Raw genomic sequence first — 12,450 nt, forward strand, 5'->3', positions numbered from 1 at the left:
GACACCGACCAGAGACTCCTCCCATGCTCAAATGGTGTTCGCGTTCGATCTTCCTCCAGGTTGTGCTCGGCCTTGCCCTCGGCATTGTCTGCGGCCTGAGCTTCCCCGACCTGTCCCTGCAACTCAAACCCCTGGGCGACGGCTTCATCAAGCTGATCAAGATGCTCATCGGCCTGATCGTGTTCTGCGTGGTGGTCAGCGGCATTTCCGGCGCCGGCGACCTGAAGAAGGTCGGGCGCATCGGCCTGAAATCGGTGATCTACTTCGAAGTGCTGACCACCCTGGCCCTGGTGATCGGCCTGGTGTTCGCCTTCTCCACCGGCATCGGCAGCGGCGCCAACATCCACCTCGACCAGCTGTCCAGCGCCGACGCTGGCGCCCTGGCCGAGCGCGGCGCGCACATCCACAACACCACCTCCTTCCTCATGGACCTGATCCCCACCTCGGTGGTGGGCGCCTTCGCCGACAACAACATCCTCCAGGTGCTGCTGTTCTCGGTGCTGTTTGGCAGCGCGCTGAACCTGGTGGGCGAGTCGGCCTCAGGCATTTCGCGGCTGATCAACGAGCTCAGCCACGTGATCTTCCGCATCATGGGCATGATCGTGCGCCTGGCGCCGATCGGCGTGTTCGGCGCCATCGCCTTCACCACCAGCAAGTACGGCCTGAGCTCGCTGCAGCACCTGGGCGGTCTGGTGGCGCTGTTCTACCTGACCTGCGCCGGTTTCGTGCTGATTGTCCTCGGCACGGTGATGCGCCTGTCGGGCCTGAAACTGCTGCCGTTCATCAAGTACCTGCGCGAGGAGCTGTCCATTGTCCTCGGCACCGCCTCCTCCGACGCCGTGCTGCCCCAAGTGATGCGCAAGCTCGAACACCTCGGCATCGGCAGCTCCACCGTCGGCCTGGTGATCCCCACCGGCTACTCGTTCAACCTCGATGGCTTCTCCATCTACCTGACCCTGGCCATCGTGTTCATCGCCAATGCCACCGGCACGCCGCTGGCGATGACCGACCTGTTGACCATTCTTCTGGTGTCGCTGGTGACTTCCAAAGGTGCCCACGGCATCCCAGGCTCGGCCCTGGTGATCCTTGCCGCCACCCTGACCGCGGTACCGGCGATTCCGGTGGTGGGCCTGGTGCTGGTACTGGCCGTGGACTGGTTCATGGGCATCGGCCGGGCGCTGACCAACCTGATCGGCAACTGCGTCGCCACCGTGGCCATCGCCCGCTGGGAGAAAGACATCGACCTGGAACGCGCCCACAACGTGCTGGCCAACAAGCCTGGCTTCGCCCCGATCACCCGCAAGCAGGGCCAACCCCATCAACAGGAATTCTAAGCCCAAGGCCGCCGGCGCCCAGCGCCGGCCGGCCAAGCGCAAAGATGCCGCGTCAACCAAGGAGCGAACCGTGATCAGCTCTTCGACCGTAGTCAATTCAGTGGTGGAGAAACTCCGCCAGGCCCTGGCCCGTGGCCAGTGGCGCAGCGGCGACATGCTGCCCGGCCAGCGCGAGCTGGCCGAACAACTGGGGATCAGCCGGCCAAGCCTGCGCGAGGCGGTGATTGTCCTGGAAACCCTGGGCCTGGTGCGCTCGATGCCCGGCAAGGGCGTGCTGGTGCTGGATGCCGACGTCACCCAGGCGCAGGAGGCGGACACCGTCGCCGAGGCCAGCCTGGCCGACGTGCTCGAGCTGCGCTACACCCTTGAACCCTTCATCGCCGGGCTGGTGGCGCAATCGGCCGGCAGCCAGGACATCGGCCAGCTGCGCCTGACCCTGATGGACATGCGCGAAGCCCTCGAGGCCGGTGACAGCGAGGCGGGGATCAACGCCTACATCACCTTCCACGAGGCGCTGTTCGCCCTGACCACCAACCCGATCTTCCAGAGCGTGGTGCAGCAGACCGGCAATGCCCTCAAGCAGAGCGCCGCCATGCTGCGCAACTCGCCCGAGCACCTGGCCGCGCGCCTGAGCGAGAACGAAGCGGTGGTGCGCGCCATCCGCGAACGCAACAGCGCCAAGGCCAGCCAGCAAATGCGCCAGCACATCCTCGCCGAGGGGCAGCGCATGGGCATTGCCCTGAACATCCCGGACGACCAACCAGGCACCTGAACAAAGAAGGAGAGCGACCATGACCGCCTGCGCCCCAGCCGCCCCCCGCCTGCCTGCCCTGCTCGGTGCCGGCGAGACCCGCCTGTCGGCGGAGCAGATCTATCCACGGCTGTTCGACGCCATCCTAGAACAGCGCCTGCCGCCCGGCAGCGCCCTGCCCGAGCAGGCGCTGGGCAATGCCTTCGGTGTCAGCCGCACGGTGATCCGCCGGGTGCTCGGGCGCCTGTCCGACCAGCAGGTGGTGGTGCAGCGCCCCAGCCATACCGCGCACCTGGCCGCGCCCGACCCCGAGCAGGCGCGCCAGGTACTCAGCGCCCGGCGCCTGGCCGAGACCACCTTGATCGGCCTGGCCACCCAGCGCGCCCGACCGGCGCAGATCCGCCAACTGCGCCAGCTGGTCGAGCGCGAGCGCCAGCACCATGAGCGCGGCGAACGCTGCACGGCGATCCGCCTCGGCGGCGAGTTCCACATGAAACTGGCGCAGATGGCCGCCAACGCACCACTGGCGCGCTTCCTCAACGGCCTGGTGCCGATGACCTCGCTGATCATCGCCCGCTATGAGTCACCATGCTGCGAGCACTGCGCGTGGCAGGAGCATGCGGCGATCATCGATGCGGTGGAAAGCGGCGACGGCGAGGCTGCGCTGGCGCTGATGCATGATCATCTGGACCGCCTTGAGGCCAAACTCGATCTGGATCCGACTGACTGAATCGGGCGAACGCCACCGCCTCGACATCCGGCAGGACCACCACTTCATCACCCAACGACCATTCCGCCGCCCGCGCCGCCAAGGCGGCGGACACGCCGGGTGAACCGCCCGGGCCGGGCGGCACGTCGTACGTGGCGTGGGCATCGTGCGCCAGCAACACTTCGAAGCCCCGTTGCAGCGCGGCGCGGGCGGTGGCGGCCAGGCACATTTCCGAGAGCAGGCCGCACAGGGCCAGGCACTGGACACCCAATTCGTGCAGCAAGGCCTGCAGGCCAGTCTCGACGAAACCATCGTCCTCGGTCTTGAACAGCACGTACTCGCCACGACCCGCCGAAAAATACAACTGCCAGCCGGCTGTGTGCGGGGCGTCCGGGGTGTCGGGCGCGCCGTCGTTCTGCAGGAAGATCACCGGCACGCCGGCCTGCCGCGCCCGCGCCAGCAGGCGGGCGATGCTCGCCTGCAGGGCGAGGTGACCGGGGACGGCGTCGGCCCCTTCCATGAACGCGCATTGCACGTCCACCAGCAACAGGGCCTCGGCCCGGGGGATCGGTTCAGCGGACATGCGATGTTCCAGGACGCGGGATGAAACGTCGAGCATAGCGCAGCACCAGGGCACGCCGTACCATACCCGTCGAATCATCACAGTGCCCCGGAGGCCAACATGCAGCACACTATCGCGACAGCGGGCGCGGAACACTTCGATCGGCTGACCGATCTGTGGGAAGCCGCGGTACGGGCGACCCATGACTTTCTTCCCGACGGCTACATCGAGCGCCTGCGTCCGCTGGTGCGCGAGCAGTACCTGGGCTTTGTCGAGCTGCGTGCCTGGCGTGACCAGGAAGGCCATATCCGCGGGTTTGCCGGGTTGCATGACGGCAAGCTGGAAATGCTCTTCGTCGACCCCGCCTGCCGCGGCCAGGGCATCGGCAAGGCGCTGCTGGCCAGCGTGGTCGAGGAGCTGGGCGTGCGTGAGGTGGACGTCAATGAACAGAACCCGCAGGCGGTGGGGTTCTACCTGAAACAGGGGTTCGTCCAGGTCGGCCGCTCCGAGGTGGATGGTCAGGGCGATCCGTACCCATTGCTGCACTTGAAGCTGGAGGGGTGAGCATGTCATTCACGCCTGCAAAGGGGGCCGCTCTGCGGCCGATCGCGGTGCAAGCCCGCTCCCACAGGTACTGCGTGGCGGTCCCTGTGGAAGCGGGCTTGGCCAAGACAAACCTATACTTCGGGTAATCACCCAGCCTCTCGCCAAGGGGGCAATCCGCGTGAAATCAATCCTCGTGATGTTTGCGCTCTGCCTCCTGCTGGCCCTCGCCGGCTGCGCCGGCAAACGTCCCCCGGCCCCGCCACCCCCGCAGAATCTGCCCCCCGCCGCCTGGCAACGCATCGACCAGGACATCATCGAAGCTTCGGTCGCCGCAGCGGACTCGGCCAACGACTACGCCCGGCGCTCCATGCGTGTGTGGAAGGAGCAGGTACAGCAGCGTACCGAGAACGATTTCATCCCCTGGTTCACCGGCTACTGGACCCAGCAATGGCTCACGCTCAAGGTGGCCTGGTACACGATGAACAGCGGCAACGGCAACGAGCCGCCAGAGAAGCGCCTGGGCCTGTACCTACAAGCGCAATACCGCGAACGGGTGATCGACCCGGTGGCCGAGCAGATCAACCCCGAGGGCATCCGCGACCGCGCCAGCGAGCTGTACCTGCAACTGCTCGGCCAGCAGCTGCCGGCGATCATCCAGCGCTACAACGCGCCGCCCGAGCAGTTCAGCCAACGCCTGAACCGCATCCCGATCATCGCCCTGGGGCCGCCGGACGCACGCAACGCGTCGCTCTATCAACTGCTGCGGGCCAAGTCGCTGGACCAGCAACCGGCCTGGCAATCCCTGCGCCAGCACCTGCACCAGCAGGCCGCCAAGGCCCCCGGGCAGACCGAGGCAGGGCTGTCGTCGGTGGCCACCCAGGCCAGCGAAAAACTCGGCGCCACCCTGGCCCCGCGCGGCGCCGCCAGCGCGATCGCGGCGGCGGTGGGCAAGGCGGCGGGGGCGTTGATCTCGGTGGCGGCAACCGGCTACGGCATCATCACCCATGACCGCGAACAGCCGCAGATGGTCGAGCAACTGCGGGTGATCCTCAATGTGGCGCTGAACCAGGAATGGCAGGAGCTGATGGAGAACCGCCAGAGCGGGGCCATGGCCGGGGTGTACTACCTGTCGGGGCAGGTGGAGGACAGTTTGCTCGGCTACCGATCCCCCTGAAGCGAAGTCAACGCGCGCCTGCAAAAGGCTCAGGCCGTCGCCATTGCTGAGGTCGGCAAGCCGAAAATCCGGTCGAACGCCCAGTTATAGAGGAACGTGTAGCACGGCACCAGGATGATGAACGCCAGGTCCACCAACAACGCCTCCAGCAGCGTCATGTCCAGCCACCAGGCGATCAGCGGGATCAAGTACACCACCAGGGTCAGCTGGAAGCCGATGGCATGCGCCACCCGTCGGCCCAGGCTGCGGCCGCGCTTGGCCTGGCGGCTCTCCCAGCGCTCGAACAAGGTGTTGTAGATGAGGTTCCAGAGCATGGCGATGGTGGTGATCATCACCGCCAGGGGCCCGGTGTGCGAAGCCTGGGTGTCGGACAGGTAGGCCAGGCCCAGGGTCGACATGCACAGGCCGATCAGTTCATAGAAGGTCACGTAGACCAGTTTGCGTTTGGGTCCTTGCACGAAGTTACCTTGCTGCGGGTATGACGAAGGCGCGCAGAATGAATCAATAAATTTGACAGGAAAAGTAAGTAGCCTTCAGATTTGCTGAAAGGAGACTGCCATGAACTTTTCCAGCGATACCATCCTGCTGTTCCTTGCCGTGCTCGACCGCGGCTCGTTTTCCGCCGCCGCGCGGGCCCTCGGCCGCGTGCCTTCGGCGGTGAGCATGGCTATCGGCAACCTCGAGGCGGAGCTTGGTTACCCGTTGTTCGAACGCGGCTCGCGCGAGGCGCGCCCGACCGCGCAGGCCCAGGCCCTAGAACCCCACGCCCGGCTGATTGCCGAACAGCTCGGGCTGCTGGAAGTGCACGCGCTGGAGCTGTCGCGTGGGCTCGAAAGCAGCCTGGCCATCGCCGTGGTCCCGGACATCGACCAGCGCCCGTTGCTCGAAGCCATTACTCGCCTTGGCGAGCGCTATCCGCTGCTGGACATCGAACTGCTCGCCGCGCCCCAGGAAGAGGCCCTGCAGTTGCTCGACAGTGGCCGCGCCGGTCTGTGCCTGGCCTTCGCCGGATTGCAGGTGGATCCGCGGCGCAGCTTCCAGCACATCGCCATCGAATCGCTGGTGGCCACGCTGTCGCCGCAGCACCCCGCCCTGCGCGAAGGGCGCATCCGTCACCTTGAAGACTTGGTAAACCTGCGACAGATCCTGGTACGCAGCCGCGACCTGCCACTGTCCGACCCGCGCTCGCTGATCGGCACCTCGCATTGGCGCACCGACAGCCTGGACCTTGCCGTGCAGATGGTCGAGGCGGGGCTGGGCTGGGGCGATTTGCCCCTGTCACGGGTCGCGCCGCTGATCGACGCCGGGCGCCTGGTGCGCCTGGAATTCCACAACACCCGCAACGAACTGCAACTGCCGGTGAATGCCTTCTGGCTCAAGCAGCAACCCCTCGGCCAGGCGGCCAGGATGTTGGTGAGCCTGTTGGCTTCGAAATGATTTGTCACCCTGTTAGGGCAATTGCGCCAAGCATTGCGACATTTAGTCTTTCAACATTTTTCAGACTCGGCCGATAGCGTTGCAACAGGCTCCGCCATCCGTGCCACAAGCACGCGGCGCCCTCCTTTCACTGGCTCAAGGTCTCGAAACATGAACCTGAAATTCCGCCACAAGATCCTGCTCAGTGCCTGCGCCGTCGTCGTACTGGCCTTCGCGCTGTTCACCCTCTACAACGACTACCTGCAACGCAACACCATCCGCCAGAACATCGAGTCCTCGGTGCGCCAGGCCGGCGCGCAGACCGCCAGCAGCGTGCAGAACTGGATGAGCGGCCGCATTCTGGTACTGGAGAACCTGGCCCAGGACATCGCCCAGCAGGGTGCCGGCAGCAACGTGCCGGGCCTGGTCGACCAGCCGTCGTACACCAGCAACTTCCAGTTCACCTATTTCGGCCAGAACACCGGCCTGTTCACCCAGCGCCCCGACGCCAAGATGCCCGATGGCTACGACCCGCGTCAGCGCCCCTGGTACACCCAGGCCGTGGCCGCCAACCAGACCATGCTGACCCCGCCCTACATGGCGGCGGTAGGTGGCCTGGTGGTGACCATCGCCATGCCGGTCAAGGCCAAGGGTAGCGGCGAGCTGATCGGTGTGGTCGGCGGTGACCTGAGCCTAAACACCCTGGTCGACATCATCAACGCCGTCGACTTCGGCGGCATCGGCCACGCCTTCCTGGTCGACCGCAATGGCCAGGTGATCGTCAGCCCGGACAAGGACCGGGTGATGAAGAACCTCAAGGACATCTACCCGGGCTCGCCGCTGCGCGTGGAAACCGGCATCCAGGAAGTGAGCCTCGACGGCAAGGAGCGCATCATCTCCTTCGCCCCGGTCGACGGCCTGCCGTCGGCGCAGTGGTACATCGGCCTGTCCATCGACAAGGAAAAAGCCTACGCCCCGCTGAGCCAGTTCCGCACCTCGGCCATCATCGCCATGCTCATCGCCGTGGCGGTCATCGCAGGCCTGCTCGGCCTGCTGATCCCGGTGCTGATGCGCCCGCTGACCACCATGGGCCGCGCCATGCAGGACATCGCCGAAGGCGAAGGCGATCTGACCCGCCGCCTGACTGTCGAGCAGAAGGACGAGTTCGGCGAGCTGGCCATCTCGTTCAACCGTTTCGTCGAGCGTATCCACGCCTCGATCAGCGAAGTGTCCTCGGCCACCCGCCTGGTGCATGACCTGTCGGAAAAGGTCGTGGTCGCCTCCAACGCCTCGCTCACCGGCTCCGAAGAGCAGAGCATGCGCACCAACAGCGTCGCTGCCGCCATCAACGAACTGGGCGCCGCCACCCAGGAAATCGCCCGCAACGCCGCCGATGCCTCGCAACACGCCAGTGGCGCCAGCGAACAGGCCAACGGTGGCCGCCAGGTGGTCGAAGAGGCCATCAGCGCCATGACCGCCCTGTCCGAGCGCATCAGCGAGTCCTGCGAGCAGATCGAGACCCTCAACGCCAGCACCGACGAGATCGGCAAGATCCTCGACGTGATCAAGGGCATCTCCCAGCAGACCAACCTGCTGGCGCTCAACGCCGCCATCGAGGCCGCCCGTGCCGGTGAGGCCGGCCGAGGCTTCGCCGTGGTCGCCGACGAAGTGCGCAACCTGGCCCACCGCACCCAGGAGTCGGCCGAAGAGATCCACCGCATGATCACCAGCCTGCAGGTCGGCTCGCGCGAGGCGGTGCACACCATGAACACCAGTCAGGTCTCCAGCGAAGAGACCGTGCAGGTGGCCAACGAGGCCGGTGAGCGCCTGGCCAGCGTCACCCAGCGCATCGGCGAGATCGACGGCATGAACCAGTCGGTGGCCACCGCCACCGAAGAGCAGACCGCCGTGGTCGAGAGCCTGAACCTGGACATCACCCAGATCAACGCGCTGAACCAGCAAGGGGTGGAGAACCTCAACGAAACCCTGCGCCACTGCGACGCCCTGAGCCAGCAGGCCGGACGCCTGAAGCAACTGGTCGGCAGCTTCCGTATCTAAGGCGTGCTCTTCGCCGACAAGCCGGCTCCTACTGCAGGAGCCGGCTTGTCGGCGAGCCGGCCGCTCAGGCCACCTCAATCTCCCCTGCCCCGCCGCATCAGCCCATCGTCCTGACCGCCTAGGACGGTGCCGCTGTCATTCCTGCCCGACGAAGGCCTGCACCTCGATCTCCACATCCACGCCCAGGGCCAACGCCGAGGCCACCGTGGAGCGCACCGGCAACGCCGCGCCGAAGAACGTCTTGTACACCTCGTTGAAACCCGCGAAATGACTCATGTCCGACAGCCATACGGTGCACTTCACCACCTGGTCGAAGCGCGCCCCGCAGGCCGCCAGGCTCTCGCCGATCCGCTCGCAGGCCGCGCGGGTCTGTTCCTGAATATCGCCCTTGACCACCTCGCCGGCCGCATTCATCGGAACCTGCCCGGAGAGGAACAGGAACCCTCCAGCCTTCACCGCACGTGAAAATGGAAACGGCAGGCTGCTGGGAAAACGCTGGATGTCATTGCTCATGGAACACTCCTTTCAGGGTTGGTTGGAACGTGCCGCCGGACAGCGCGCGAACTCATCGAGATTGCAGCACGCCCGTCGCACATCTTGAACAGGCCAGCGGTTATAACCTAATAACGAACAAGTCTATTTGGCTATAAAAAAATCTATATGCTGGCAGCATCCGATCACGGGCAAGCTGGGCAGTCGAGTAGCGTATGGATGTAGGTTCTTTCGGTTTCACCATTGCGGGCCTGGTTGTGGGCTTCATCGTCGGCATGACCGGCGTCGGCGGCGGTTCGCTGATGACCCCGATCCTGCTGTGGTTCGGCATCAACCCGGCCACCGCCGTGGGCACCGACCTGCTCTATGCCGCCATCACCAAGGCCAGTGGCGTCTGGGTGCATGGCCGCAACAAGAACATCGACTGGAAGATCACCGGCTGGCTGAGCCTGGGCAGCGTGCCCGCCGCCGCCCTCACCCTGTGGTTCCTCAGTACCCTGCACACCGATACCTCGGCGCTGAACGCCATCATCAAGCAAGGCCTGGCGGTGGTGCTGATCCTCACCGCCCTGGCGATCCTGTTCAAATCGCGCCTGCAGGCGTTCGCCAGCAAGCATGCCGGCGATCACTACCACCTCAGCGACCGCACCCTGAACATCCTCACCGTGATCACCGGTGTGGTGCTGGGGGTAATGGTCACCCTCACCTCCATCGGTGCCGGCGCGCTGGGGACCGTGGCGCTGTTCCTGCTGTACCCGTTCCTGGTCACCCGCCGTCTGGTCGGCACCGAGATCGCCCACGCCGTGCCATTGACCCTGGTGGCTGGCCTCGGTCATGCCGGCATGGGCAACATGGACTGGTCACTGCTGGGCTACCTGCTTCTGGGTTCGCTGCCGGGGATCTACCTGGGCAGCCACCTGACCGGGCGCATCTCTGACCGCGTGCTGCGGCCTTGCCTGGCGACCATGCTGCTGCTGATCGGCTACAAGCTGGCGTTCTGAACCACACCTCGCGCCCTTCTGAGCGGCCTTGCCGAGGCGTCGGACCGGTCGGAAAGGGCCGCAGAGCGGCCCCGGCAATATCAGCTTGATGCACAGATCTGGGGGCGCTTTCAGCCTGCGCGGCCAGTGGCGCCATGAGCGCCAGAAGCAGTGCCGCACGGTAGTGTTTCATACATTGCATGGTGTTGCCCCGGACGTCCCTTTCACGCTTTCAGCCTTCGCTGCGCCATAGTACCGGCCAACTGTCAGTGCCCACTTCGGCACACCGGTCCATCCGCGCCAACCTGACCAGGCGCATGCGCATGCCGTCGTAGCGCCAGCTTTCCTCGACCCCACAACTGCCGGGATAGTCGTCCTTGGCATAGCTGTGGAGCTCGCCTTTTTTGGGGTAGAACTCGATGGCATCGCGCATCCGGCTGATCAGCACCGGGCTGGACGGTGCCTCGAACTCAAGCGGCCCAAGGGTGTAAGGCGCCTTACGCGACACCTTGTACAACGCGTAGAGGCAATGGAAGTCGTTGCAGTTGTAGCTGAGCAACGCCAGGGCGTGCTGGCCGTCCAGGGCATGCAGCTCAAGCTTGGGAGCGACATCGTATTCGTTCTTCAACTGGTCTTCGGCGGCCGCCTTGGCCATCACTACCGGGTTGATGCCCGCCAGTTCCTGCTCGCTAAGCGGCGTGGGTGCCACAAAGGCCGGCCCCTTGGGCTTGGCCGGGATGGGCAGCTGGGTGTCGGCGACGCTGTCACCGGGTCGCATCAGCGCGCTGTAGTGACCGACCCGGCCCTGCACCGCATCCATCAGCAGCAAGACGGCGCTCAGGCCCTGCAGCGAACTCACGCGCTCCCCTGGCCGGGTGTCGTCCACCAGGCGCTGGCCGTTACGCAATTGCTGCAACACGGCGTAGGCATCGGCGCCCTCCAGTTCCAGGGTGGTCTCGGCGCCGCGGGTCATGCGCCAGGGGGCGACCAGCAGTTGGCCGTCGAGCAGGGGTTCGCCCGACCAATCGGTGCTACCCACCAGGGTCAGGTGCAGGTTGCCCCAGGCGCCCGCCTCGCGCTGCACCAGCATGCCCACCCGCATCTTCTCCGGATGATCGGCCAGCACCGCGGTGCAGAAACGCGTGTTGTCGCAGCCCACCACCCAGTCCTTGATCTCCCGGTACACCGGTACCGGCTCTGGCTCCGCCGCGCCGACCAGGCCCGGTAGCAACGCCAGCCCCAGGGCCAGCCAATTCCTTGTTGTTGCGCGCATCGTGCTGCATTCCTGTCTTAGCCGTGAAAGCCCCACTCCAGAGGCGGCGCAATGATTCCACAGATCAAATGCCAGGTGCGGAAAATCGGCAGTGGTGATTGCGCCATGGGATCTGGCAGTATCGGTGGCGTCCTGTTCAGAGCCTGCGCCATGTCCGCTACCGTCAGCCCGCTGTTGCTTGCCTTGCGCGAGGGTACCCGCGCCTGCCACGAAGGGCTGGAGGCGCGCCTGCCGTTCTTCAGCGAAGGTTTCGACCGGGCGGCCTATGCGCGCCTGCTCGGGGCCTACCATGGCTTCCACGCGCCGCTGGATACCTTGCTGGCCGAGTACCAGGGCACCGAACGCAACAAGACACCCGCCTTGTCACGCGACCTGGGCGCCCTGGCCATCGATGTCGAATCGCTGCCCTTGTGCCACACCCTGCCTCGTATCGACGACGAAGCCAGCGCACTCGGCGTGATGTATGTACTGGAAGGCTCCACCCTGGGCGGCCAGGTACTCAAGCGTGCCATGGCTGAACGCCTGGGGATCGACGCCGACAACGGCGGTGCGTTTCTCGATGTCTACGGCCCGCAGACCGGCGTACGCTGGCGCAGCTTCCTCGATCGACTGGCTGGCGCCGATCCGGAGCCTGCCGCCCAGGCCCGGACGGTAAAGGCTGCGGTCGAGACCTTCACCTGCTTCGAACGATGGCTCGAAGAGCGACGCGTGCTGGTCTGCTGATCCTCTGCGCTTGGCCACTCACCTGCGGCACCTGTTCAACAGCGATGTCACCGTGGGCGTCATGCTGATCGCCGCCCCGCACAAACCAGCGCATAGCAGCGCGAAGCCCAGCGCCCGCAACGGGTGCAAGGTATTGAAGAACGCCAACACCAAAAGCACCAGCAACAACGCCAGCGCGTAGCGGATTGACGCTCTTGGAATGGCCACCATCAGCAGGTTGAAGAGCACGAAGGCGTAGAACACCATCATCGTCGCCAAGCCGGCGCTGACGCCTCGCGCCATGGGCGGGCCAACATGCTGCCGATAGAAATCGAAGCCCTGGCTCAAGAGGAAGGGAAACGCCACACAGGCCAATGCGTGCAGCAGGAAACGGGAAAGCAACGGCAACATTCGTCCTTGATCCTGGAGCCGGCCGCAGGGCCGTGAGTGAGG

General features: G+C 65.5%; 14 protein-coding genes and 1 pseudogene. 10 read left to right on the forward strand and 5 right to left on the reverse strand.

What is annotated here, in order from left to right; translation table 11 throughout:
- Positions 1-23: 23 nt before the first annotated feature.
- From K5H97_RS18970 to K5H97_RS18980, 3 genes are all read left to right on the forward strand, one after another.
- On the forward strand, positions 24-1,334 hold the full coding sequence (locus K5H97_RS18970) for a C4-dicarboxylate transporter DctA (protein WP_028692677.1): 1,311 nt from the start codon (positions 24-26) through the stop codon (positions 1,332-1,334).
- 70 nt (positions 1,335-1,404) lie between these two features.
- Positions 1,405-2,106: a FadR/GntR family transcriptional regulator gene (locus tag K5H97_RS18975; protein ID WP_028692678.1), complete on the forward strand. Its 702-nt coding sequence runs from the start codon at positions 1,405-1,407 to the stop codon at positions 2,104-2,106.
- Between the two features lie 19 nt (positions 2,107-2,125).
- Positions 2,126-2,815, forward strand: a complete 690-nt coding sequence (locus K5H97_RS18980) for a GntR family transcriptional regulator (protein ID WP_028692679.1) — start codon at positions 2,126-2,128, stop codon at positions 2,813-2,815.
- Here K5H97_RS18980 and K5H97_RS18985 read toward each other — a convergent pair.
- Positions 2,712-3,377 (reverse strand): isochorismatase family protein, encoded by a 666-nt coding sequence (locus K5H97_RS18985; protein WP_081791646.1) that lies wholly within the window; start codon positions 3,375-3,377, stop codon positions 2,712-2,714. The genes K5H97_RS18980 and K5H97_RS18985 overlap by 104 nt on opposite strands.
- Positions 3,378-3,476: 99 nt before the next feature.
- Between K5H97_RS18985 and K5H97_RS18990 the strand changes: the two genes are divergently transcribed.
- Together K5H97_RS18990 and K5H97_RS18995 are read left to right on the forward strand one after the other, a co-directional pair.
- Positions 3,477-3,920 (forward strand): GNAT family N-acetyltransferase, encoded by a 444-nt coding sequence (locus K5H97_RS18990; protein WP_028692681.1) that lies wholly within the window; start codon positions 3,477-3,479, stop codon positions 3,918-3,920.
- A 178-nt stretch (positions 3,921-4,098) separates the two neighbouring features.
- Positions 4,099-5,076 (forward strand): hypothetical protein, encoded by a 978-nt coding sequence (locus K5H97_RS18995; protein WP_036986695.1) that lies wholly within the window; start codon positions 4,099-4,101, stop codon positions 5,074-5,076.
- Between the two features lie 29 nt (positions 5,077-5,105).
- Here K5H97_RS18995 and K5H97_RS19000 read toward each other — a convergent pair whose 3' ends face one another.
- Positions 5,106-5,534, reverse strand: a complete 429-nt coding sequence (locus K5H97_RS19000) for a PACE efflux transporter (protein ID WP_028692683.1) — start codon at positions 5,532-5,534, stop codon at positions 5,106-5,108.
- 100 nt (positions 5,535-5,634) lie between these two features.
- Between K5H97_RS19000 and K5H97_RS19005 the strand changes: the two genes are divergently transcribed.
- From K5H97_RS19005 to K5H97_RS30065, 3 genes and pseudogenes are all read left to right on the forward strand, one after another.
- Positions 5,635-6,513: a LysR family transcriptional regulator gene (locus K5H97_RS19005; protein WP_028692684.1), complete on the forward strand. Its 879-nt coding sequence runs from the start codon at positions 5,635-5,637 to the stop codon at positions 6,511-6,513.
- 150 nt (positions 6,514-6,663) lie between these two features.
- Positions 6,664-7,695: pseudogene (locus tag K5H97_RS30060) on the forward strand (HAMP domain-containing protein); the annotation flags it as partial.
- Between the two features lie 114 nt (positions 7,696-7,809).
- Positions 7,810-8,550 (forward strand): methyl-accepting chemotaxis protein, encoded by a 741-nt coding sequence (locus K5H97_RS30065; RefSeq protein ID WP_371263136.1) that lies wholly within the window; start codon positions 7,810-7,812, stop codon positions 8,548-8,550.
- Between the two features lie 135 nt (positions 8,551-8,685).
- On the opposite strand, the gene K5H97_RS19015 is transcribed toward K5H97_RS30065, so the two are convergent.
- Entirely contained in the window at positions 8,686-9,063 is a 378-nt protein-coding gene (locus tag K5H97_RS19015) for a RidA family protein (RefSeq protein WP_028692686.1), read from the reverse strand.
- Between the two features lie 194 nt (positions 9,064-9,257).
- Here K5H97_RS19015 and K5H97_RS19020 point away from each other — a divergent pair, with 194 nt between their 5' ends.
- A complete protein-coding gene (locus K5H97_RS19020; RefSeq protein ID WP_023630744.1) occupies positions 9,258-10,043 on the forward strand; it encodes a sulfite exporter TauE/SafE family protein in 786 nt (261 codons plus the stop codon).
- A 211-nt stretch (positions 10,044-10,254) separates the two neighbouring features.
- Here the strand turns inward: K5H97_RS19020 and K5H97_RS19025 are convergent, their stop codons facing one another.
- Positions 10,255-11,295: a DUF1176 domain-containing protein gene (locus tag K5H97_RS19025; protein WP_081791647.1), complete on the reverse strand. Its 1,041-nt coding sequence runs from the start codon at positions 11,293-11,295 to the stop codon at positions 10,255-10,257.
- A gap of 150 nt (positions 11,296-11,445) precedes the next feature.
- On the opposite strand from K5H97_RS19025, the gene K5H97_RS19030 reads away from it, so the two are divergent.
- The gene (locus K5H97_RS19030; RefSeq protein ID WP_028692687.1) at positions 11,446-12,018 is read left to right on the forward strand and encodes a biliverdin-producing heme oxygenase; all 573 of its coding nucleotides are present in this window, start codon (positions 11,446-11,448) and stop codon (positions 12,016-12,018) included.
- Between the two features lie 18 nt (positions 12,019-12,036).
- On the opposite strand, the gene K5H97_RS19035 is transcribed toward K5H97_RS19030, so the two are convergent.
- A complete protein-coding gene (locus tag K5H97_RS19035) occupies positions 12,037-12,408 on the reverse strand; it encodes a hypothetical protein (protein WP_028692688.1) in 372 nt (123 codons plus the stop codon).
- Positions 12,409-12,450: the final 42 nt, after the last annotated feature.

It is taken from the genome of Pseudomonas mosselii, assembly GCF_019823065.1.
Taxonomy (GTDB): domain Bacteria; phylum Pseudomonadota; class Gammaproteobacteria; order Pseudomonadales; family Pseudomonadaceae; genus Aquipseudomonas; species Aquipseudomonas mosselii.

Bases quoted from the DNA above. Each gene is read 5' to 3' on its own strand.
- K5H97_RS18970 (WP_028692677.1), top strand. From the start codon at position 24: ATGCTCAAATGGTGTTCGCGTTCGATCTTCCTCCAGGTTGTGCTCGGC.
- K5H97_RS18980 (WP_028692679.1), top strand. From the start codon at position 2,126: ATGACCGCCTGCGCCCCAGCCGCCCCCCGCCTGCCTGCCCTGCTCGGT.
- K5H97_RS18985 (WP_081791646.1), bottom strand. From the start codon at position 3,377: ATGTCCGCTGAACCGATCCCCCGGGCCGAGGCCCTGTTGCTGGTGGAC.
- K5H97_RS18990 (WP_028692681.1), top strand. From the start codon at position 3,477: ATGCAGCACACTATCGCGACAGCGGGCGCGGAACACTTCGATCGGCTG.
- K5H97_RS18995 (WP_036986695.1), top strand. From the start codon at position 4,099: ATGTTTGCGCTCTGCCTCCTGCTGGCCCTCGCCGGCTGCGCCGGCAAA.
- K5H97_RS19005 (WP_028692684.1), top strand. From the start codon at position 5,635: ATGAACTTTTCCAGCGATACCATCCTGCTGTTCCTTGCCGTGCTCGAC.
- K5H97_RS30065 (WP_371263136.1), top strand. From the start codon at position 7,810: ATGCGCACCAACAGCGTCGCTGCCGCCATCAACGAACTGGGCGCCGCC.
- K5H97_RS19015 (WP_028692686.1), bottom strand. From the start codon at position 9,063: ATGAGCAATGACATCCAGCGTTTTCCCAGCAGCCTGCCGTTTCCATTT.
- K5H97_RS19020 (WP_023630744.1), top strand. From the start codon at position 9,258: ATGGATGTAGGTTCTTTCGGTTTCACCATTGCGGGCCTGGTTGTGGGC.
- K5H97_RS19025 (WP_081791647.1), bottom strand. From the start codon at position 11,295: ATGCGCGCAACAACAAGGAATTGGCTGGCCCTGGGGCTGGCGTTGCTA.
- K5H97_RS19030 (WP_028692687.1), top strand. From the start codon at position 11,446: ATGTCCGCTACCGTCAGCCCGCTGTTGCTTGCCTTGCGCGAGGGTACC.
- K5H97_RS19035 (WP_028692688.1), bottom strand. From the start codon at position 12,408: ATGTTGCCGTTGCTTTCCCGTTTCCTGCTGCACGCATTGGCCTGTGTG.